Here is a 19,648-nt window from a genome sequence, read left to right as displayed (position 1 = left end):
GTACGTGCGGCTCGGTACGGGCGGCTCGTGCGTGCGTACGTTCGCGCTCGTGCGGTGGGCGTTGCGGCGAACCGCGGGGGTTCGGCCGAACGGGTCAGGCTGTCGTACAGATCGCGCTGGCGAGGCGGCACAGGTCGACGTGCAGCCGCGCCACGAGCAGGGGCCTGCTGGGCGTCTCGATGCTCACGTCGTGGGAAACCATGCGGTCATGTTAACGATTCCCCCTCACCCGTATGGAGTGTGATCCCGCATCGTGGACGCCGATGGCTCACCATGCGGTCAGTAGGCCGCCACGACCCGTACTTCCTCCTCGGTGATCGCCCCGTCGACGATGCGGTACGAGCGGAACTGGAACTCGCCGGCGCCGTCGGTGTCGGCCGTGGAGACCAGGACGTAGTGGGCGGCGGGCTCGTTCGCGTACGTCACGTCGGTGCGCGAGGGGTAGGCCTCGGTGGCGGTGTGCGAGTGGTAGACGATCACGGGCTCCTCGTCCCGGTCGTCCATCTCGCGGTACAGCTTGAGCAGGTCGCCGGAGTCGAACTCGTAGAACGTGGGCGAGCGGGCCGCGTTGAGCATGGGGATGAAGCGCTCGGGGCGGTCGGTGCCGACGGGTCCGGCGACCACGCCGCAGGCCTCGTCGGGGTGGTCCTGGCGGGCGTGCGCGACGATCTTGTCGTACAGCTCCTGGGTGAGGGTCAGCATGGGGCCCAGAATAGACAGACGGGCCGCCCCGTACCGACGGATGGTACGGAACGGCCCGAATGCTGGACAGAGTGCCCGTGGGGCCCGGGACCGGCCGCGGGGCGGAACCGGTCCCGGGGCGGTCTCAGCGCTTGGCGAAGGCCGCGCCCTGCGGGTTGCGGCTCTTGAGGACCAGGTACGCGACGTAGAGGACCAGGCCCCACAGCGGCGCGCAGTAGAGCGAGACGCGCGCGTCCTTGTCGACGCCCATCATCACGATGACCATGCCGATGAAGAGCAGGGCGAACCAGCTGGTCCACGGGGCGCCCGGGGCGCGGAACGGGGACGTGGCGAGCTCGCCGCGGTCGGACTTGGCGCGGTAGCGGATCTGGCAGACCAGGATCATGATCCAGGCCCACATGCCGGAGATGGTGGCGAAGGAGACGACGTAGTCGAAGGCCTTGCCGGGGGCGACGTAGTTGATCCAGACGCCGACGAGCATGAGGGCGGCGGAGAACGTGGTGCCGACGAGCGGGGTGCCGCTCTTGGTCAGCTTGGTGAAGACCTTGGGACCCTGGCCGTTCTGCGCGAGGTCGCGCAGCATGCGGCCGGTGGAGTACATGCCCGAGTTGCAGGAGGACAGGGCGGCGGTCAGCACGACGAAGTTGACGATGGCGGCGCCGACGCCCAGGCCCATCTTCTCGAAGGCGAGGACGAAGGGGCTCACGCCGGGCTGGAAGTTCGACCACGGGATGACCGACAGGATCATGATCAGCGCGCCGACGTAGAAGACGGCGATGCGCCACGGCACGGTGTTGATGGCCTTGGGCAGGGTCTTCTCGGGGTCCTTGGACTCGCCGGCGGTGACGCCGACCAGCTCGACCGCGAGGAAGGCGAACATGACGATCTGCAGGGTCATCAGGGTGTTGCCGATGCCGTGCGGGAAGAACCCGCGGTCGCTCCAGAGGTTGGAGACGGAGGCGGTGGCGGCGGCGTCGGAGAAGCCGACGGTCAGGATGCCCGCGCAGATCAGGATCATGCCGACGATGGCGGTGACCTTGACCATCGAGAACCAGAACTCGAGCTCGCCGAAGAGCTTCACGGAGATGAGGTTCGCCGCGTAGAGGATGACCGTGAAGATCAGCGCGTACGCCCACTGCGGGAAGCTGTCGTGGGTCCAGAAGGACATGTACTGGGCGGCCGCGGTGACTTCGGTGATGCCGGTGACGACCCAGAAGAGCCAGTACGTCCAGCCGGTGACGAAGCCCGCGAAGGGGCCCACGAACTCGCGGGCGTACTCCGAGAAGGAGCCCGACACCGGGCGGTACATGAGCAGTTCGCCCAGGGCCCGCATGATGAAGAAGATGACCAGGCCCGCGATGGCGTAGGCCAGGATCAGGCTGGGCCCGGCCTTGGCGATGGCCTTGCCCGCGCCCAGGAAGAGGCCGGTGCCGATGGCGCCGCCGATCGCGATCATCTGGATCTGGCGGGCGCCGAGTGCGCGGTGGTACCCCTCGCCGGATGCCGAGTCCTCGGCCTCATTGCCGTCGTGCTGCTTTTCGACCTGCGCTGAGGTCATGGTTGGTGCGCCTTTCTCCACGCCGACCCGCGCCTTGGGAAGTGGCTGCGGATCGGGTCCTCGATCCCCCCGGATACGGATGGAGTGCACGCCGACGATCAGTCGGCCTCAAGCGCCGCCGGCGGGGACAGGGGTGGTGTCCCGTCGGCGGTCGTGAAGATGTATCACGGAGATAAGGGTGATCAAGGGGAAGAAATGGGACGCACGCCACAGGATTATCGGGACAGAAGAGGACAGAACGGTCGGACTGCTCCATCCCGGTGATCTGATCGTTATCCGGATTTGAGGGTCCGCTGAGCGAACACCTCAGAAGATCCTCAAATCGGGCGCCACGGACAAGACGTGGCATGCATGCGTCCACCCGCGGTGCACGCGCGTGGTAGGCGGGTGCGGGCGGGGCCGGCTCAGGGGGTGAGCGTCTCGACGAGGGTCTCCTGGAGGCCGCCCAGCCACAGGTACGCCATCACCATGGGCTTGCGCGGGTCCTCGTCGGGCAGCCGGTAGAGCCCCTCCGCCTCGTCGTCCTCGGAGATCTCCAGGCGGGCGGCGATGGTCAGCCGCAGGTCGTTGAGCGCGCCGAGCCAGCGCAGCGACTGTTCGCCGTCCAGTTCCAGCACGGCCCCGCCGTCGCCGCCGGGGGTGAGCGCGTCGAGGCTGCGGACGACGGCCAGCGCGTCCTCCCTCTTGCGGGTGCGCAGGTCGTTCTCGGTGAAGCGGCGGAACTCGGCCGAGTGGGCGCGCAGCTCCTCCGGGTCGTCGGCCTCGGTCGCGCCCGGGCCGCCGTACGCGTCGGGGAAGAGCCGGGCGAGCGCCGGGTCGGACGGGGGCTCGCTGGGGCCCTCGGCGAAGAGGGCGGCCAGCGGGTCGGCGTCCTCGGCGGGCTCGTCGCCCGGTCCGATGAGTTCGAGCAGCTGGACGGCCAGGGAGCGCAGGATGGAGATCTCGATCTCGTCGAACGCGGCGGCCGCGCCGCCGCCGTCGAGCGGCACGAAGGTGCCGGGGTGGCCGCCCATCAGCCGCGGTCCTGCGACAGGGTGGCCCACAGGCCGTAGCCGTGCATGGCCTGCACGTCGCGCTCCATTTCCTCGCGGGTCCCGCTGGAGACCACGGCCCGCCCCTTGTTGTGGACGTCGAGCATCAGGCGGTGCGCCTTGTCCTTGGTGTAGCCGAAGTAGGCCTGGAAGACGTACGTCACGTAGCTCATGAGGTTGACCGGGTCGTTGTGCACCAGGGTCACCCAGGGGACGTCCGGTTCGGGGACCGCCGAGGCTTCTTCTGCCGATTCGGTGCGTTCGATCTCAATGGGAGCAACACTCACCCGTCCCACTCTGCCACTGTGACGGGTCCGTCGCACAAACGAGCTCCACATCTCGTCAGTTTGACGAGATGTGGAGTAGCATCCCTGGCATGAACCCTGCGGACCTGGGCCTGCCGGTGGATGTGCCGTCGACAGCGCTCTTCACGGACCATTACGAGCTCACGATGCTGCAGGCCGCCCTGGCCAACGGCGCGGCCGACCGCCGCTCGGTCTTCGAGGTGTTCACCCGCCGGCTGCCCGAGGGGCGCCGGTACGGGGTGGTCGGCGGGACCGGGCGGGTGCTGGACGCGGTGGAGAACTTCCGCTTCGACAGCGCGGTGCTGGAGTTCCTCCGCGAGCGGGCCGTGGTCAACATGCGCACCCTGGACTGGCTGTCGCAGTACCGCTTCTCCGGCGACATCTGGGGCTACCCGGAGGGCGAGGTCTACTTCCCGGGCTCGCCGATCATGCGGGTCGAGGGCACGTTCGCCGAGTGCGTGCTGCTGGAGACCGTGATCCTGTCGATCCTCAACCACGACTCCGCGATCGCGGCGGCCGCCTCCCGGATGGCCGCGGCCGCCGGGGACCGCCCGCTGATCGAGATGGGTGCACGGCGCACCCACGAGCTGGCGGCGGTGGCCTCGGCCCGGGCCGCGTACGTGGGCGGCTTCGCCTCCACCTCGGACCTGGCGGCCGGCTTCCGGTACGGCATCCCGACGGTCGGCACCAGCGCGCACGCCTTCACCCTGCTGCACGACACCGAGCGGGACGCGTTCACCGCCCAGGTCGCCTCGCTGGGCACCGGGACCACCCTGCTGGTGGACACGTACGACGTCGCGGAGGCGGTCCGCACGGCCGTGGAGGTGGCCGGCACGGACCTGGGCGCGGTGCGCATCGACTCCGGCGACCTGCTGCTGGTGGCGCACCGGGTGCGGCAGCAGCTGGACGAGCTGGGCGCCCGCGACACCCGCATCGTGGTGACCTCGGACCTGGACGAGTACGCCATCGCGTCGCTGGCGGCCGCGCCGGTGGACGCGTACGGGGTGGGCACGCAGCTGGTCACCGGCAGCGGGCACCCGACCTGCTCGATGGTGTACAAGCTGGTGGCCCGGGCCGCGTCGGACGACCCGAAGGCGCCGCTGGTGCCGGTGGCGAAGAAGTCGGTGGGCGGCAAGTCCTCGGTCGGCGGTCGCAAGTGGGCGGCGCGCCGCCGGGACGCCGACGGGGTCGCGGAGGCCGAGGTGGTGGGCACCGGCCCGGTGCCGTCGGCGCTGGCGGACCGGCAGCTGTTGGTGGAGCTGGTCAAGGGCGGCGAGGTGGTGGCGCGCGAGCCGCTGGAGGCCGCCCGCACCCGGCACGTGGCGGCCCGGTCGGGGCTGCCGATGTCGGCGCTCCAGCTGTCGCGCGGCGAGCCGGTGATCCCCACCGAGTACGCCTGAGGGGCGGGCCCGGCCGCGTCCCGGCGCACCGGGCCCGGCCGCGTCCCCGGGTACGCCGGGTGCCCGGGGCGGGTCTGCCCGAACACCGGCGCGGGGCCGCCTCCGGCGCCGACAATGGGTCGTCCGGCCGGACGACCCATCCCCCCTGTGGATTAAGGAACCGACATGCACCGCGCACTGATCGTCGTGGACGTCCAGAACGACTTCTGCGAGGGCGGCAGCCTCGCGGTCCCGGGGGGCGCGGACGTCGCCGCGGCCATCACGGAGCTGATCGGTCAGGCCGGGGGCGGCTCCGGCTACCGGCACGTCGTGGCGACGCGGGACCACCACGTGGACCCGGGGGCGCACTTCGCGCACCCGCCGGCCGAGCCCGACTTCGAGACGTCCTGGCCGGTGCACTGCGTGGCCGGTACGGAGGGCGTCGGCTTCCACCCGAACTTCGCCCCTGCGGTGGCCTCCGGCGCCGTCGACGCGGTCTTCGACAAGGGCGCGTACGAGGCGGCGTACAGCGGCTTCGAGGGGCGGGACGAGAACGGCTCGGGGCTGGCGGAGTGGCTGCGCGCCCGGGACGTCACGGAGGTGGACGTGGTGGGGATCGCCACCGACCACTGCGTACGGGCCACCGCGCTGGACGCGGCCCGGGCCGGGTTCGCCACGCACGTGCTGCTGGACCTGACCGCCGGGGTGGCCCCGCGGACGACCGCCAGGGCCCTGGAGGAGCTCCGGGAGGCCGGGGTGGCCCTCTCGGGCCACCCGGTGGTCCACGGGGCCTGAGGGGCCCTCCAGGGCTCGTGCGCCGCCATGTGGGACTGGGGCCGGGCCTCAGCTGCCCAGCAGGGCCCGTATCGGATGCCAGAGCTCCTGGGCGCCGCCGTGCGGGGCCGTGGCCGGGGCGGTGCGCCACAGCAGTCCGTCGGGGTGGTGCAGGACGGCGGTGATCTCGTCGGGGGTGGGCGGTTCGGCGTTGCCCCGCAGGTAGACGGCGCGCATGCCGAGGTTGCGGAGCCTGGTCAGGGCGCGGGCCCGGTTGGCGGCGTGCACGAGCACGCGCACGCTGCCGCCCTCCCCCGGGCCGCCGGCCGCGTTTCCGTGGCCGCCGCCTGGGGGCCTGGGGAGGGTCAGCGCCACCACGACGCTGCCTCCGGGAAGCTTGACGAAACCTCCGCCGGGCATGCCTTTCATCTCCCCCGTCGAGCTGTGGTCAACCCCGGCGGTCATACCGGGGTCGACATCGCGGTCAACCATCGCGGTCAACCGAGGTGTCAATAAGCACCTCGCGAGAGGCATCTAAACGCGAACGGCCGCCGCCCGCTAGAGGGCGACGGCCGAACGTTATGTGACCTGCGGTTTTACCCGAGATTACTTCGCGGGAGCCACGTTCACCGTGATGTACGAGCCGTCAACCGGCTGGCTGACGATCGAGATCTTGGTGTTGGTGTCAGCGGTCTTGACGCTGCCCGTGGGGTTCTCGGCGTACCAGTAGGTGCCCGTGTGGTCGTTGAAGACCGGGACACCGGCGTGGGCGCCGATGCGGGTGGCGACGTCGTTCTTGTGCAGCGTGAACGGCGCGGTCGCGTACTTGCTGAACGCGGCGTCGAAGGGCTGGATCTTGTTGCGCATGAGGGTGCCGTCCGACCACTTCATCGGCTTGGCGTGCGCGTCGATCGGGAGGATCAGACCCTGGCCCGGGTGAACGCTGGTGTTGTTGTCCTTCTGGGAGGTGTCCCAGAGCCACAGGACCAGACCGTTCTGGTACTTGTAGTGCTCGACCCAGCTCGGGCGGGTGGTGCCGAAGCCGAAGTTGTACGGGCCGACCTTGAGGGTCTTGTCGTACGAGACGTACTCGCGGTTCTCGGCGAGGTAGTACTGCTTGTACGACTTCGTGAAGCTGCCGCCGATGGCGGTGTAGCCCTTGGCGGTCCAGCCGTTCAGGCCGTTCTCGGCACCGTCCGAGAACAGGGTCGCGCCGTCGGCGACGACCTTGATCGAGTCAGCGGTGAAGCCCTTGCCGCCCGCGCCGCCGTCGGTGGCGTAGCGGAAGCGGATCTGGATCTTCTTGCCGGCGTAGGCGTTCAGGGAGAACTTGAGGTCCTTCCAGCCGCCGGAGACGTCGGTGAGGGCCGGCTTGTTCGCGGCGTCGCGCGGGAGGGCCTTGCCGCCGACGGTGCCGTCGATGGCGGTCCAGTTCGAGCCGTCCGTCGACACCTCGGTGTAGAGGTAGTCGTAGTCCTTCTCGATGTCGTACCAGCCCTTGAGGGACAGGTCCGCCTTCGCCTTGCCGGTCAGGTCGACCGAGCGGGTCAGGGTGTTCTGCAGGTTGTCGCCCATGCCGCTCCACCACTGCTTCGAGCCCGCGGCGGGCGCGACGACCGTGGTGGTGACCTTCTTCTTCGGCAGGTTGACGACGAGCGCCTGCTTGTTCTTGGTGTTGTACTCCGAGACGCCCAGCTTGTGGGTGGACTTCGTCGCGGCCTTGGCCACGTCGTAGTTCAGCCAGCCGAGCTGCAGCTTGTCCCAGGCGGTCATGTCGCCGGGCATGTTGCCTATGGAGTCCTTGCCCGTGCCGAGCCAGGAGCCGGCGGACATCAGGGACCAGAAGCCGACCGAGTTGTCGCCGCCACCGGTGGTGTCGTACAGGTCCGGCAGACCGAGGTCGTGGCCGTACTCGTGGGCGTAGACACCGAGGCCGCCGTTCTCGGGCTGCATCGTGTAGTCGCCGACCCAGATGCCGGTCTTGCCGATCTGGGTACCGCCGGCCTTGTTCTTGGCCGGGCCGGTGGAGCCGGCGTCCGTGCCGTAGGCGTACCAGCGGTGGGCCCACAGCGCGTTCTCGCCCTGCACGCCGCCGCCGGCCGACTCGTCCTCGCCCGCGTGGACGATCTGGAAGTGGTCGATGTAGCCGTCGGGCTCGTTGAAGTTGCCGTCGCCGTCGAAGTCGTACCGGTCCCACTTGTCGTACTGGGCCAGAGTCGACTTGATCTGGGCGTCGGTCTTGCCGGCGGCCTTCTGCTGCTTGTAGTACGCGGTGACGCCGTCGCGGACGGTGTCCCACACGTTGGCGCAGTTGGTCTGGCCGCAGTAGTTCGAGCCGTAGCGGGCCTCGTTGTACGGGACCTTGACCCAGTCGGCGACCTGGCCCTCGACCGAGTAGCGGCCGGAGGAGGTCTTCTCGTAGTAGGTCTTCAGGGAGTGCTTGCCCGACGAGGCCGGGGCGAAGTACATGTCCTGGAAGTGCTTGCGGTCGTAGTCCGCGCGCCACTCCGTGCTGTTGTCCTGCGCACGGTCCGGCTTGGCGATCTGGTTGTGCAGCGGGCCGGGCTCGCCGCCGTACTTCTTGACGGGCGGCAGCGGGCCGTTGCCGTCGGGGTCGACCATGGTCGTGTTGTCGACCTTGTTGCCGAACTCGACGAGGATCGTGAAGATCTTGTCGGTGCGCTTGCGGTCGAGCTCGACGTACTTCTTGTCGTCGAGCTTGACGACCTTGGAGCCGTTGCGGGTCTCCACCGGCTTCTCGCCGGACAGCACGCTCTCCAGGGCAGCCTGACGGGCCTGCGCCTGCTGCTTGCTGAACGGGCCCTGGAGGTCGTGGTCCACGCGGGCGGCGGCCGAGGACTTGGCGTCCTGCTGGGCGACGGCGGCGCGAGCCTCCTTGGCGCCCTCGGCCCGGCCGTTGTCCGCCGAAGCGAACGTGTAGGCAGAGGCGGTGGCGGCACACGCGGCAACGGTCACGGCGACCGCGGCAGCGCGAATGACTCGTCCCTTGGACGAGGTGTTCATGCTCACTTGATGTGTTCCCCTCCCGCGGCCGCAGGCACGGAGCGAAAGTGAGGGGTCGTTCCGGCGCAGCACGCGTCTCAAGTGACGACATTCGACCGGAGTCGAGCCAGAAAAGACAGACCTTGACTTGCTCCGGTCAAGTGCACTATGCGGTCAGCGAGTTCCGCATTTCGGACGTACGCCTCGCTTCCGGATGAACCGGCAGCTCGGATTCCGCTCCTGGGCGGCGGGCGGGGGGCGCCGGATGCCCCGCGAGCGGACCTCCGGGCCCCGGAGGGCGCGTGCGCTCCCGGCGACGGCGTGCGCAATGACCCCGTGCGCCCCCTGTGCTCCGGCACCGTGGGTAAGGTCACGCTTACCTGCGGTTCCCTCCGGGCATGCCCCGTCGTAGAGTCGCTCGACAGTGCGCCCCAGTTGAGCAGCTCCCCCTCCGATGCCTTGAGGACGGATACCGCCATGCCGCGTCCGACTGCCGCACAGCTCGCCTACGGGTCCGCCACCGTCATCGCGTCCACCCTCGCCATGCTGCTGCTGTCGCAGACGAGCACGGGTCTCGGGGTCGCCGTCATCTCCGCCGCCGCGCTCCTCCTGGGGCTGCTGGTGGCGCTCACCGTACCGCTGCCCAGGCGTGCGGCGCACCGGTCGGCCCGGGAGTCCGCGGCGACCTCGGCCGCGGGCCCGGCGGCCGCCCGTACGGCGGCCGGCACGCAGGTCAGGTCGGACTCCGCGGGTGACCTGGCGGGCGGGCGGGTGCCCGAGCCGCGGTCGGCGGTGGACGCGGACGGCCCGCCCGCCGCCCGCGCGCCGCAGCAGCAGCCCGCCCAGGCCCCGGCCGCGCGCGGCTGACCGACGCGGGGCGGGGCGGCCGAAGGCGGCGTGGGCGGCGTGCCTGACGCTCCGTCGCCCTGTGCACGCGCAAAAACGAGGGCCGGCCCGGAACGCGACGACGCGCTCCGGCCCGGCCTTCGGGTGCCGCCCGCACCCCGCTACGTCACGGTGACCACCACGGTCTTGCCGACCTTGTCGTGCAGGCCCTGCTTGTAGGGCTTGTCGGTGAGGATCGTGATCAGCAGCACCAGCGGCCAGATGCAGAAGCAGCAGACGAGGGTGGGGATCCACAGCACGGCGGCGCGGGAGAGGGCCGCGTTGCTGTGGGGAACGCTGCCGTCGTTCAGCATCGCGACGCGCAGCCCCAGCAGCCTCTTGCCGAGCGTCTGTCCGTTCCGCTTCGTCATGAGCCAGTCGTAGAGGATGTACGCCGCCAGCTCGACCAGCAGCCACAGCAGGCCGCCGCCGCTGTACGACTTCGTGAAGATCTCGGTGGCGTCCTCGCCCTTGTCCGTCTTCACGACCCAGCGGTCGCCGAAGAAGGGCCACTGGATGAGCGCCAGCGGGATGGCGATGATCAGGAAGTCGACGATCCGCGCCACGATGCGCTTGCCGGTGTCGGCGAGCGGCGGCATGCCGGCGAGCGGATCGGGCATGCCGCCCCCGTACGGACCGCCGGGCCCGCCACCGTACGGACCGCCGGGGCCGCCACCGTACGGACCGCCCGGCCCGCCTCCCCCGTACGGCCCGCCGGGGCCGCCGGGGGGCGGGGGGTAACCGCCCCCGCCGGGCGGCGGCGGGTAGCCGCCTCCACCGGGCGGCGGCGGGGGGTAGCCGCCACCGCCGCCGGGGGGCGGCTGGGTGCCGCCGTCACCGCCGGGGGGCGGGGGCGTTCCGTACGGGGAGCCCTCCGAGGGGGGCTGCTTCTTGAACGGGTCGTCCTCGGGCGGCTGGCCGGACGGCGGCTGATCGGTGCTCATGGCCCGAGCACAACCCGGGCCCGGGGCCCCCGCAACGGGACGGCGGCCGTCCGGGGGAACGGCCGCCGTCAAACGCGCCCGGCGTGGGTGAGGGGCGTCGGGCCGCCCCGTCAGCGGGCGACGAAGGTGCCCGCCGCCTTGTCGTGCCAGCCCTGCCGCCACGGCCGGTCCAGGAGGGCCCACAGGGTGCCCAGGGCCCCGATGCCGAGCAGGCCCAGTCCCCCGTACACCAGCCAACGGCCCAGCGCAGCCCCGAAGGACGGCTTGCGGCGGGACTCCACGCCGAGCACGCGCACGCCGAACAGCGTCTTGCCGAGGGTCCGGCCCCAGAGGGCGACGGGCAGGGCCTCGTACAGGACGCCGAAGACGAGGAAGGCGCCGAGGACGACGGCGAGGTAGCCGCCCGTGGTGCCGTCGAGCAGCCAGACGGTCACGGTCTCGCCGCTGAGCTTCGCCTCGTCGATCTTGTCCTGGATGTGGTCGGCCGCCCGGCCGGTGAAGGGGACGGCGACGGCCGCCGTGACGGTGGCCATGACGAGGGAGTCGAGCAGGCGCGCGAGGAGGCGCCGGACGAACCCGGCGGGCCGGTGCGCGTCCGCGGCCATGCGGTGGAACAGGTCGTCGGAGGGCGGCTGCCGGGGGGCGGTGGGCTGCTGCGGGAGCGCGTCGCCGGCGGCCGGGACCCGGCCGGCCTGGTGGCGTCCGCGACCGTCGGCCCGGTCCTGGGCGGGCCGGTCGGTCCGGTCGGACGTGCCGAGGGCGTCGGACCCGTTCCGGCTCTGGCCGGGCAGCGGGGCGGGCGTCCCGGTCCGGGCCGCGTCGGCGTCCCGGCCGGAGGCGTCGCCTTCCGCCGGCCCGTCGGTCGCGGGGGCGGTCGGCCCGGCCGGGGCGGCGGCCGACGCGTGGGCGTCGGTGCGGGTGGGCGTACGCGCGGCCGCGGCCGCGGTGGGCGACTTGACGGACAGGATCCCCTCGACCGGGCCCGACCCCTGCCCCGGCACCCGCGGGTCCTTGGCCAGGGCGGTGGCGGCGGACGTCCCCTCGGTTCCGGTTCCGGTTCCGGTACCGGTACCGGTTCCTGTACCGGTTCCGGTTCGGCCCTCCGCGGCGGTGCCGGCCTGACCCCAGGAGACCTTGCGGTCCCGGTCGCCGCCGAAGCCCGACTGCTGGGCGGCGTCGGCCTTCCACTCCGGGCGGGCGTCCGCCGGCTCGGCCGTGCCGGCCACCGCCTCCGGCCGGGCATCCGGTCGCGGCTCCGGTTCGGCGTCGGACGCGGCCGCTTCGGCGGGTGCCGAGGCGGGCGCGGATGCCGGCGAGGGGGCCGGTGCGGACCCGGCCGGCGCCGCCGGCGCCGACTCCGCAACGGGTTCCGCTTCTGCTTCCGGTTCCGGTGCCCGGGTGACCGGGGCGTGCAGCACGTACGAGTCGTCGAGCTCGTCCAGTTCGTCGAAGAAGACCGGGCCCGTCTCGTCGGCGCGGGCCGCGGGCGGCTCCCGGCGCGGGTCCGGCACGCCCGCCGGGACGCCCGTACGGCCGGCCGCCGGTGCACCCCGGCCCGCCGGGGCGGCGGCGCCGGACCGGGCGCGGGCCACCGCCTCGCTCTCCACCCCCGGCGCGGCCGGCCGGCTCGTGCCGGGCACCCATGCGGCGCCGTTCCAGTACCGCACGTACCCCGGGATCGAGGGGTCCGGGTAGTAGCCCTCGAGGGCCGCGTGCTCGCCGTCACCAGGGGAGGCCGCCATGTCCCCAACTCCGATCGTCCGCGCATGGGGGCGGCGCGCCGTGCCCGCGCCGCCCGTGGAACCCGTGGCTCCTGTGGAACTCGTGGAACCCGTGAACCCGTGGAAGAGGACCTTAGCCAAGAAGGCGGCCGCTCCAGGAGCCGTCGTCGCAGAAAGACCGCGTTCGAGCGATGCCGACCCCTTGCGTCGACTTCAGGTCACGGGACAGATTTCAGCCATCCTCGAATCTCCTCGCCGTAGTCGCGTCATACCCGGGCACACGCGCGCTCTCTACCGGGCGCGGGGCCGCCTCCGCGGACCGCGGCACACACGAGAGGAACGTCCCATGCAGCACACCGTCGTCGAGCGCGAACTCGAGCTGAAGCTGGTCCTGTCCCCGGAGCGCAGCATCCCCGTCCCGGCCCGCCTGGAGTACCGCGCGGACGACCCGTACGCCGTCCACGTCACGTTCCACATCGGCTCGAACTCACCGGTCAACTGGACGTTCGCGCGCGAGCTGATGGTGGAGGGGGTGTTCCGGCCGTGCGGGCACGGGGACGTCCGGGTGTGGCCCACCAAGGTGGACGCGCGCGCCGTGATCTGCATGGCGCTGAGCTCTCCCGACGGCGACGCCCTGCTGGAGGCCCCCGCGTCCTCGGTGTCGGCGTGGCTGGAGCGCACGCTGCACGCGGTCCCGCCCGGCACCGAGACCGACCGGCTGGGGCTGGACTCGGCGCTGGCGGAGCTGCTGGCGCCGACCCCGGCCGACGACCTCTGGCTGCGGGACCCCTGGCCCTCGGACGAGACGGCGGAGGACGACGCGTGAGCGGGGAGGCGCGGCCGGGGGTGTCAGAAGACCTTGCCCGGGTTGAGCAGACCCAGCGGGTCGAAGGCCTGTTTTACGGACCGCTGCACCTCGATCCCCACCGGCCCCAGCTCGCGCGCCAGCCACTCCTTCTTCAGTACGCCGACCCCGTGCTCGCCCGTGATCGTCCCCCCCAGCCGCAGTCCGAGCGCCATGATCTCGTCGAAGGACTCCCGGGCCCGCCGGGCCTCGTCGGCGTCGGCCGGGTCGAAGCAGACCACGGGGTGGGTGTTGCCGTCGCCCGCGTGCGCGCACACGCCGATCGTCAGGTCGTAGGTCCGGCCGATCGCGGCCGTGCCGTCGAGCATCTCGGCCAGCCTCGACCGCGGGACGCGCACGTCGTCGATCATCGTGGCCGGCCGCAGGGTCTCCAGCGCGGTCAGGGCGAGCCGGCGGGCCTGGAGGAGCAGTTCGGACTCGGCCTCGTCGGCCGCCGGCACCACCTGGGTGGCGCCCGCCTTGACGCACAGCTCCCCCACGGCGGCGAGGTCGGCGGCCGGGTCGGGGGTGTCGAAGGCGGCGAGCAGCAGGGCCTCGGTGGACTCGGGCAGGCCCATCGGGCCGACCCGGTTGACGGCCCGGACGGTCGTACGGTCCATCAGCTCCAGCAGTGAGGGGGTGTGACCGCGTTCCACGACCTCGCACACGGCGGCGCAGGCGGCGGCCGCGGAGGGGAACTCGGCGGCCAGCACGAGCTGCCGGGGCGGCGCGGGCCGCAGCGCGAGGACGGCTCCGACGACGATGCCCAGGGTGCCCTCGGAGCCGACGAAGAGCCGGGTGAGGTCGTACCCGGCGACGCCCTTGGCGGTGCGGCGGCCGGTGCGCAGCAGCCGTCCGTCGGCGAGGACGACGTCGAGCCCGAGGACGTACTCGGCGGTGACCCCGTACTTGACGCAGCACAGTCCGCCGGAGGCGGTGCCGATGTTGCCGCCGATGGTGCACTGCTCCCAGCTGGAGGGGTCGGGCGGGTAGTACAGGCCCTGGGCGGCGACGGCGCGGGAGAGCGCGGCGTTGACGACGCCGGGTTCGACGACGGCGATGCGGTCGACGGCGCTGATCTCCAGGATGCGGTCCATCTTGACGAGGGAGAGCACGATGCAGCCGTCGGTGGCGTTGGCGGCCCCGGACAGCCCGGTGCGGGCGCCCTGGGGGACCACGGGCACGCGCAGGGCGGTGGCGGTGCGCATGACGTGCTGGACCTGTTCGACCGTGCGCGGCAGGACGACGGCGGCGGGCCGTCCGGCGGGGCAGAAGCTCGCCATGTCGCCGGCGTAGGCGGCGGTGACGTCGGGGTCGGTGAGAACGGCCCCGTCGGGGAGGCCGTCGAGGAGGAGGCGCAGCAGGTCCGCTTGGGCGGGGCGGGGAGCGGCGTCGGGGTGGGCCGTCCGGCCGGGGAGGTCCGCGTGGGGGTCACCCGTGTGATCGTCCATGGGCTCAGCCTGGCACTCGCCGCCATGCGTGTGAACCCGGCGGCGAACTGGTTCGGACAGTCCCGGAAAGCTCTTCATATTGACGCACAGTGAGGCCATGCAACAGGAACCCCAGCAGGCCCGGCCGGACCGCGCAGCCCTCCGCACGGACGAGGAGTCCCCGCATCCGCCCGTGACGTTCAGCGGCCGGCGGACCGCACTGACCACGGCCGTGGCGCTCTTCCTGATCGCGGGTGCGCTCGTCCTGCGGCCGGCCCGGCCGCCCGCCGAGCCGCCGCGGCCGGCGGCGGCCCCCGAGCAGCGGGCCATGGCCTCGGTGGCGATGGGCTCCCCGGCGGCGGCCGCGGACCTGGGGACGCTGATCGCGGACCGCGAGGCGTGGCTGCGCACCCACCCGCGGGACGACGCGGCCTGGACGGTGCTGGCGTCGGCGTACGTGGAGAACGCGCGGCGGACCGGCGACACCGGCGAGTACCCGAAGGCCGAGCAGGCGCTGCGGCGCTCGCTGGAGGTCCGGCCGGCCGCGAAGGGGAACCTGGAGGCCGTGGTGGCGATGGGGATGCTGGCGAACGCCCGGCACGACTACGTGGCCGCGAAGAAGTGGGGCGAGCAGGCGCGGGCGAAGGGGGCCGGGCGCTGGACTGCGTACCCGGTGCTGGTGGACGCGTACTCGGGGACGGGCGAGTACAAGCTGGCCGAGCAGGCGATGGAGAAGCTGGTCGAGCTGCGGCCGGGGCTGCCGGCGTACCTGCGGGCCGCGCAGGTCTACTGGGACCGGGGCTACCGGGAGGACGCGGCGGCGGCGATGGCGCGGGCCACGGGGGCGGCGAAGTCCCCGGCGGAGAAGGCGTTCTGCCTGGCGCGGGCGGGCGACCTGCAGTGGGAGCGGGGCGAGGTGGACGAGGCGCTGAAGTCGTACGAGGCGGCGCTGCACACCGATCCCGCGCAGGGCCGGGCGCTGGCCGGCAGGGCCCGGGCGCTGGCCGCACTGGGGCGCTCGGACGAGGCGGTGGCGGGGTACCGGGCGGCGCTGGAGAAGGTGCCGGATCCGCGGTACGCGCTGGAGCTGGGCGAGCTGCTGGAGTCGCTGGACCGGGCGGAGGAGGCGAAGGAGCCGTACGCGCTGCTGCGGGCGCTGGTGGCCCGCGAGTCGGAGCACGGGGTGGACGAGTCCGTGACGCTGGGCCTGTTCGAGGCGGACCACGGCGATCCGGCGGTGGCCGTGCGGGTGCTGCGGGCGCAGTGGGCGAAGGTCAAGAACGTGCAGGTGGCGGACGCGCTGGGGTGGGCGCTGCACCGGTCGGGGGACGAGGCCTCGGCACTGGAGTACGCGAAGAAGGCGACGGACCTGGGGCTGCGGAGCGCGGAGTTCTCGTACCACCGGGCGGAGATCGAGCGGGCGGTGGGGGACGAGGCGTCGGCCCGCCGGTACCTGCAGGAGGCGCTGCGGACGAACCCGTCGTTCTCGCCGGTGCGGGCGCCGCGGGCGCGGTCGGCGCTGGACGTGATCGGGCAGCCGGTGGGTGGGGGGCCGGAGCACATGCAGCCCCCCACGCCCTGGGAGCCGCCGGTGATGCCGACGCCGTCGGCGGCGCCGGGGGACCGGGCGTCGGGCTCGGGGGCAGGGGACGCGTCCGACTCCTCCGACGGGTCGGGCTCGTCGGGGTCCGGGTCCGGCTCCCGCCGGGCGGGCACGTCGGGGACGCGCGGGACGGGGTCGGAGTCCTCGTCGGACGGTGCGGCCGCCTCGTCCCGGCGCGGGGGCGCGTCGTCCTCGCCGACCTCGGGGCGTACGTCGACCGGTACGCGCACCGGGTCGGCGGACTAGCCGCTCGGCGACGGCGCGGGGTGGGGCGGCCGCGCCAGGGGGTCGGGGCCGGGCACCCCCCTCACGTGCCCGGCCCCGGGTCTGCCGGTCCGCCGCCGCTCGGCTGCGGGCCGTTGCCCTGCGGGGCTCTCCCCCACCCCGCCCTTTCACCGTTTCCCGAGGCTCCGCCCCGGACCCCGTTGCCCTCAAACGCCGGGCAGGCTGGATAGCGCCGCCCCACGCCGGACCCGTCGCCCTCAACGCCGGGCAGGCTGGAATTGCCGCCCGCCCCGGCCCGGACTCCGACCCCGCCGGGCCGGCCCGTGGTGTGTGGGGGAGCCTCTTGAGGCGTCATGGCAGGCTGGTCCGGAGGCAGGCCCGGGCCTGGGGTGGCCGAAGGCCAGGGGCGGAGCCCCCAAAGCCCCAGGGGTGGGCCTGCCGTAGGGCCTGCAGGCCATGACGGGTCAAGAGGCGAGGGGACCCGCACACCACGGGACGGCCCCACGGAGCCAGCCCCCTCGAAGGGCGCACACGGATCCGACCCGGGGCGGGCCCAGGGAAGTGGCCCGACCCGGGTCGGAAGACTACGAGCGTTGAAGCTCGCCGCTACGAGCCGCAACCAGGACTCACAACCACGAGCCCCAACCACGCGCCCCGTCGCCGCTACAGGTTGCCCCGCTTCTCCTGCTCGCGCTCGATGGCCTCGAAGAGGGCCTTGAAGTTGCCCTTGCCGAAGCCCATGGAGCCGTGGCGCTCGATGAGCTCGAAGAAGACCGTCGGGCGGTCCTGCACCGGCTTGGTGAAGATCTGCAGCAGGTAGCCGTCCTCGTCGCGGTCGGCCAGGATCTTCAGCTCGCGCAGCTCGTCGATCGGCACGCGGGTGTCGCCGACCCACTCGCCGAGCGTGTCGTAGTACGTGTCCGGCACGGACAGGAACTGCACGCCCGCCGCGCGCATGGCGCGCACGGTGGCGACGATGTCGTTCGTGGCGAGGGCGATGTGCTGCACGCCCGGGCCGTTGTAGAACTCGAGGTACTCGTCGATCTGCGACTTCTTCTTCGCGATCGCCGGCTCGTTGATCGGGAACTTGACCTTCTTGGTGCCGTCCGCGACCACCTTCGACATCAGCGCCGAGTACTCGGTCGCGATGTCGTCGCCCACGAACTCCTTCATGTTCGTGAAGCCCATGACCTTGTTGTAGAAGGACACCCACTCGTCCATGCGGCCGAGCTCGACGTTGCCGACGCAGTGGTCGATCGCCTGGAAGGTGCGCTTGGCCGCGGGCTCGACCAGCGGCTGGGCGGCGGTGTAGCCGGGCAGGTACGGCCCGGTGTAGTCGACGCGCTCGACCAGGGTGTGGCGGGTCTGGCCGTACGTGGCGATGGCGGCGAGGACGACGGTGCCGTGCTCGTCCTTGAGCTCGTACGGCTCCTCGAGGCCACGGGCCCCCTGCTCGACGGCGTAGGCGTACGCGGCACGCGCGTCCGGGACCTCGATGGCGAGGTCGATGACGCCGTCGCCGTGCTCGGCGACGTGCTCGGCGATGAAGCGGCCGTGGTCGGTCGTCGCCTTGATGACCGAGGTCAGGACGAAGCGGGCGGAGCCGTTGGTGAGCACGTAACTCGCCGTCTCGCGGCTGCCGTTCTCCGGTCCGGAGTACGCGACCAGCTTCATGCCGAAGGCGGTCGAGTAGTAGTGCGCGGCCTGCTTGGCGTTGCCGACGGCGAAGACGACCGCGTCCATCCCCTTCACCGGGAAGGGGTCGGCCTCACGCGCGGTGTGCGGGGTCTGATCCAGGGTCTCAGTCATGTGCGCAGATTCCCGCTGTTCCACAAGCTGCGCAATAGTTTGTTGTTTCGCTGGTCAATCTGTACAGCAGAATGCCAGCATCTAAGGGCGCCCTGTACAGGATGACTAGCCTTGGAGGCCACCGTGGGGATCGACAGACTGGACGGCAGGCTCATCGTCCTGCTCGCCCGGGAGCCGCGCATCGGCGTCCTGGAGGCCTCGCGCCGGCTGGGGGTCGCGCGCGGCACGGTGCAGGCCCGGCTCGACCGGCTTCAGTCGAACGGAGTCATTCGCGGATTCGGCCCGCAGGTGGATCCGACGGCCCTCGGGTACCCGGTGACGGCGTTCGCCACGCTGGAGATCAAACAGGGCCAAGGGGCCGACGTACGGGCCCACTTGGCGACCGTGCCGGAGGTGCTGGAGCTGCACACGACCACCGGCCACGGGGACATGCTGTGCCGCCTGGTGGCCCGCTCGAACGCCGATCTCCAGCGCGTGATCGACCGAGTTGTGGGCTTTGATGGCATTGTGCGGGCCTCCACGGCGATCGTCATGGAAAATCCCGTACCCCTGCGGATCATCCCGCTCGTCGAGCAGGCCGCGGAGGACCACGACGAGCAGTGACGTGCGGTGATTTCGGTGTTGTTGGTGCGGCGCGGAGCGTTGCCGGTGCAGTACGGCAGAACGCGGTGCGGAGAACGGTCGGCACGGTGCGGGACGGGTGAGCCCGCGTGAGCCTGTGGACCTACCTGAACGAGCAGCATCCCCGACTCCTCATCGGCGCACTGGAGCACGCGACCACCGTGCTGGAGTGCCTGGCCGCCGCGACCGCCCTGGGCGTCGCGATCGCCCTCGCCACCCACCGCAGCCGGTGGGCGGGCGACCTCGCGAGCGCCTCCGCCGCGACCGTGCTCACCGTCCCCGCCCTGGCCCTGATCGGCCTGCTGGTCGCGCTCACCGGGGCGGGGCCCGTCCCGGCCCTGATCGCGCTGACCTTGTACGGGCTGCTGCCGGTGGCCCGCAGCGCCATCGCGGGCCTGCGCGGGGTGGACCCGACGCTGGTCGAGGCGGCCCGGGGCATCGGGATGTCCCGCACGTCCCGGTTGCTGCGGGTCGAACTCCCCCTGGCCTGGCCCCGGATCCTGGGCGGGATCCGGGTGGCCACCCGGCTGCTGATGGGCATCGCGGCGATCGCCGCGTACGCCTCCGGGCCGGGACTCGGCGGCGAGATCTTCCACGGACTCGCCGCGCCCGAGGACCCCGGCGCCCTCGACCGGGTGCTCGCCGGGACCCTCGGCATCGCCCTGCTCTCCCTGCTGTTCGAGGCCGGGTACGTCCTGCTCGGCCGGTTCACCATCGCAAGAGGAACACGTGTCTGACTCCGACCATCCGGGCGGCCGCCCCACCGGCCACCCGGCCGCCACCCCCGGAACCACCCCCCTCCCCACCCCCCTCC

General features: G+C 72.3%; 18 protein-coding genes. 7 read left to right on the top strand and 11 right to left on the bottom strand.

Features of this window, described 5'->3' with window-relative positions; all coding sequences use genetic code 11:
• Window positions 1–94: 94 nt before the first annotated feature.
• The 5 genes from IF43_RS43755 to clpS form a co-directional block, all read right to left on the bottom strand.
• Window positions 95–202 carry a putative leader peptide gene (locus tag IF43_RS43755; RefSeq protein ID WP_324605132.1) on the bottom strand — a complete coding sequence of 36 codons (108 nt, stop codon included), beginning with the start codon at window positions 200–202 and terminating at the stop codon, window positions 95–97.
• 77 nt (window positions 203–279) lie between these two features.
• Window positions 280–702: a Mov34/MPN/PAD-1 family protein gene (locus tag IF43_RS0127005; RefSeq protein WP_030205957.1), complete on the bottom strand. Its 423-nt coding sequence runs from the start codon at window positions 700–702 to the stop codon at window positions 280–282.
• A gap of 124 nt (window positions 703–826) precedes the next feature.
• Window positions 827–2,260 (bottom strand): amino acid permease, encoded by a 1,434-nt coding sequence (locus IF43_RS0127000; RefSeq protein WP_030205954.1) that lies wholly within the window; start codon window positions 2,258–2,260, stop codon window positions 827–829.
• A gap of 404 nt (window positions 2,261–2,664) precedes the next feature.
• Window positions 2,665–3,273, bottom strand: coding sequence for a DUF2017 domain-containing protein (locus IF43_RS0126995; protein ID WP_030205950.1), 609 nt, complete (start codon window positions 3,271–3,273; stop codon window positions 2,665–2,667).
• Window positions 3,273–3,578: an ATP-dependent Clp protease adapter ClpS gene (gene clpS, locus IF43_RS0126990; RefSeq protein ID WP_030205946.1), complete on the bottom strand. Its 306-nt coding sequence runs from the start codon at window positions 3,576–3,578 to the stop codon at window positions 3,273–3,275. Before clpS ends, IF43_RS0126995 begins: the two co-directional genes overlap by 1 nt.
• 89 nt (window positions 3,579–3,667) lie before the next feature.
• Here clpS and IF43_RS0126985 point away from each other — a divergent pair, with 89 nt between their 5' ends.
• Together IF43_RS0126985 and IF43_RS0126980 are read left to right on the top strand one after the other, a co-directional pair.
• Window positions 3,668–4,996, top strand: coding sequence for a nicotinate phosphoribosyltransferase (locus IF43_RS0126985; RefSeq protein WP_030205943.1), 1,329 nt, complete (start codon window positions 3,668–3,670; stop codon window positions 4,994–4,996).
• Between the two features lie 165 nt (window positions 4,997–5,161).
• Window positions 5,162–5,770 (top strand): nicotinamidase, encoded by a 609-nt coding sequence (locus IF43_RS0126980; RefSeq protein ID WP_030205940.1) that lies wholly within the window; start codon window positions 5,162–5,164, stop codon window positions 5,768–5,770.
• A gap of 48 nt (window positions 5,771–5,818) precedes the next feature.
• Here IF43_RS0126980 and IF43_RS0126975 read toward each other — a convergent pair whose 3' ends face one another.
• Both IF43_RS0126975 and IF43_RS0126970 read right to left on the bottom strand, forming a co-directional pair.
• Complete coding sequence (locus IF43_RS0126975; protein WP_030205937.1) at window positions 5,819–6,169, bottom strand: hypothetical protein; 351 nt, start codon at window positions 6,167–6,169, stop codon at window positions 5,819–5,821.
• A 186-nt stretch (window positions 6,170–6,355) separates the two neighbouring features.
• Window positions 6,356–8,773 carry an immune inhibitor A domain-containing protein gene (locus IF43_RS0126970; RefSeq protein ID WP_030205933.1) on the bottom strand — a complete coding sequence of 806 codons (2,418 nt, stop codon included), beginning with the start codon at window positions 8,771–8,773 and terminating at the stop codon, window positions 6,356–6,358.
• A gap of 456 nt (window positions 8,774–9,229) precedes the next feature.
• Here IF43_RS0126970 and IF43_RS43090 point away from each other — a divergent pair, with 456 nt between their 5' ends.
• Window positions 9,230–9,619 carry a hypothetical protein gene (locus IF43_RS43090; protein WP_078910484.1) on the top strand — a complete coding sequence of 130 codons (390 nt, stop codon included), beginning with the start codon at window positions 9,230–9,232 and terminating at the stop codon, window positions 9,617–9,619.
• 140 nt (window positions 9,620–9,759) lie between these two features.
• On the opposite strand, the gene IF43_RS0126960 is transcribed toward IF43_RS43090, so the two are convergent.
• On the bottom strand, window positions 9,760–10,581 hold the full coding sequence (locus tag IF43_RS0126960) for an RDD family protein (RefSeq protein WP_030205927.1): 822 nt from the start codon (window positions 10,579–10,581) through the stop codon (window positions 9,760–9,762).
• Window positions 10,582–10,691: 110 nt separating this feature from the next.
• Complete coding sequence (locus IF43_RS0126955; RefSeq protein WP_030205923.1) at window positions 10,692–12,323, bottom strand: RDD family protein; 1,632 nt, start codon at window positions 12,321–12,323, stop codon at window positions 10,692–10,694.
• Between the two features lie 325 nt (window positions 12,324–12,648).
• On the opposite strand from IF43_RS0126955, the gene IF43_RS0126950 reads away from it, so the two are divergent.
• Window positions 12,649–13,128 (top strand): SsgA family sporulation/cell division regulator, encoded by a 480-nt coding sequence (locus IF43_RS0126950; RefSeq protein ID WP_030205920.1) that lies wholly within the window; start codon window positions 12,649–12,651, stop codon window positions 13,126–13,128.
• Window positions 13,129–13,151: 23 nt separating this feature from the next.
• On the opposite strand, the gene IF43_RS0126945 is transcribed toward IF43_RS0126950, so the two are convergent.
• Window positions 13,152–14,597, bottom strand: coding sequence for an FAD-binding oxidoreductase (locus IF43_RS0126945; RefSeq protein WP_078910483.1), 1,446 nt, complete (start codon window positions 14,595–14,597; stop codon window positions 13,152–13,154).
• Window positions 14,598–14,694: 97 nt separating this feature from the next.
• Here IF43_RS0126945 and IF43_RS43580 point away from each other — a divergent pair, with 97 nt between their 5' ends.
• Window positions 14,695–16,425, top strand: a complete 1,731-nt coding sequence (locus IF43_RS43580) for a lipopolysaccharide assembly protein LapB (RefSeq protein ID WP_078910482.1) — start codon at window positions 14,695–14,697, stop codon at window positions 16,423–16,425.
• A gap of 642 nt (window positions 16,426–17,067) precedes the next feature.
• Here the strand turns inward: IF43_RS43580 and hppD are convergent.
• Window positions 17,068–18,213: a 4-hydroxyphenylpyruvate dioxygenase gene (gene hppD / locus IF43_RS0126935; protein ID WP_030205897.1), complete on the bottom strand. Its 1,146-nt coding sequence runs from the start codon at window positions 18,211–18,213 to the stop codon at window positions 17,068–17,070.
• 123 nt (window positions 18,214–18,336) lie between these two features.
• Between hppD and IF43_RS0126930 the strand changes: the two genes are divergently transcribed.
• Both IF43_RS0126930 and IF43_RS0126925 read left to right on the top strand, forming a co-directional pair.
• Window positions 18,337–18,816: an Lrp/AsnC family transcriptional regulator gene (locus IF43_RS0126930; protein WP_030205893.1), complete on the top strand. Its 480-nt coding sequence runs from the start codon at window positions 18,337–18,339 to the stop codon at window positions 18,814–18,816.
• A gap of 107 nt (window positions 18,817–18,923) precedes the next feature.
• Window positions 18,924–19,571: an ABC transporter permease gene (locus IF43_RS0126925; RefSeq protein ID WP_030205890.1), complete on the top strand. Its 648-nt coding sequence runs from the start codon at window positions 18,924–18,926 to the stop codon at window positions 19,569–19,571.
• Window positions 19,572–19,648: the final 77 nt, after the last annotated feature.

Source organism: Streptomyces sp. NRRL S-87, assembly GCF_000719335.1.
Classification (GTDB): domain Bacteria; phylum Actinomycetota; class Actinomycetes; order Streptomycetales; family Streptomycetaceae; genus Streptomyces.
This window is presented reverse-complemented; position numbering and strand designations above follow the sequence as displayed.

What these genes read in the sequence shown, in the direction of transcription:
- IF43_RS0126980 (WP_030205940.1), top strand. Translation starts at nt 5,162, where the DNA reads ATGCACCGCGCACTGATCGTCGTGGACGTCCAGAACGACTTCTGCGAG.
- IF43_RS0126970 (WP_030205933.1), bottom strand. Translation starts at nt 8,773, where the DNA reads ATGAACACCTCGTCCAAGGGACGAGTCATTCGCGCTGCCGCGGTCGCC.
- IF43_RS43580 (WP_078910482.1), top strand. Translation starts at nt 14,695, where the DNA reads ATGCAACAGGAACCCCAGCAGGCCCGGCCGGACCGCGCAGCCCTCCGC.
- hppD (WP_030205897.1), bottom strand. Translation starts at nt 18,213, where the DNA reads ATGACTGAGACCCTGGATCAGACCCCGCACACCGCGCGTGAGGCCGAC.
- IF43_RS0126960 (WP_030205927.1), bottom strand. Translation starts at nt 10,581, where the DNA reads ATGAGCACCGATCAGCCGCCGTCCGGCCAGCCGCCCGAGGACGACCCG.
- IF43_RS0126945 (WP_078910483.1), bottom strand. Translation starts at nt 14,597, where the DNA reads ATGGACGATCACACGGGTGACCCCCACGCGGACCTCCCCGGCCGGACG.
- IF43_RS0126975 (WP_030205937.1), bottom strand. Translation starts at nt 6,169, where the DNA reads ATGCCCGGCGGAGGTTTCGTCAAGCTTCCCGGAGGCAGCGTCGTGGTG.
- IF43_RS0126950 (WP_030205920.1), top strand. Translation starts at nt 12,649, where the DNA reads ATGCAGCACACCGTCGTCGAGCGCGAACTCGAGCTGAAGCTGGTCCTG.
- IF43_RS0126985 (WP_030205943.1), top strand. Translation starts at nt 3,668, where the DNA reads ATGAACCCTGCGGACCTGGGCCTGCCGGTGGATGTGCCGTCGACAGCG.
- IF43_RS0126955 (WP_030205923.1), bottom strand. Translation starts at nt 12,323, where the DNA reads ATGGCGGCCTCCCCTGGTGACGGCGAGCACGCGGCCCTCGAGGGCTAC.
- IF43_RS0127000 (WP_030205954.1), bottom strand. Translation starts at nt 2,260, where the DNA reads ATGACCTCAGCGCAGGTCGAAAAGCAGCACGACGGCAATGAGGCCGAG.
- IF43_RS43090 (WP_078910484.1), top strand. Translation starts at nt 9,230, where the DNA reads ATGCCGCGTCCGACTGCCGCACAGCTCGCCTACGGGTCCGCCACCGTC.
- IF43_RS0127005 (WP_030205957.1), bottom strand. Translation starts at nt 702, where the DNA reads ATGCTGACCCTCACCCAGGAGCTGTACGACAAGATCGTCGCGCACGCC.
- IF43_RS0126995 (WP_030205950.1), bottom strand. Translation starts at nt 3,273, where the DNA reads ATGGGCGGCCACCCCGGCACCTTCGTGCCGCTCGACGGCGGCGGCGCG.
- IF43_RS43755 (WP_324605132.1), bottom strand. Translation starts at nt 202, where the DNA reads ATGGTTTCCCACGACGTGAGCATCGAGACGCCCAGCAGGCCCCTGCTC.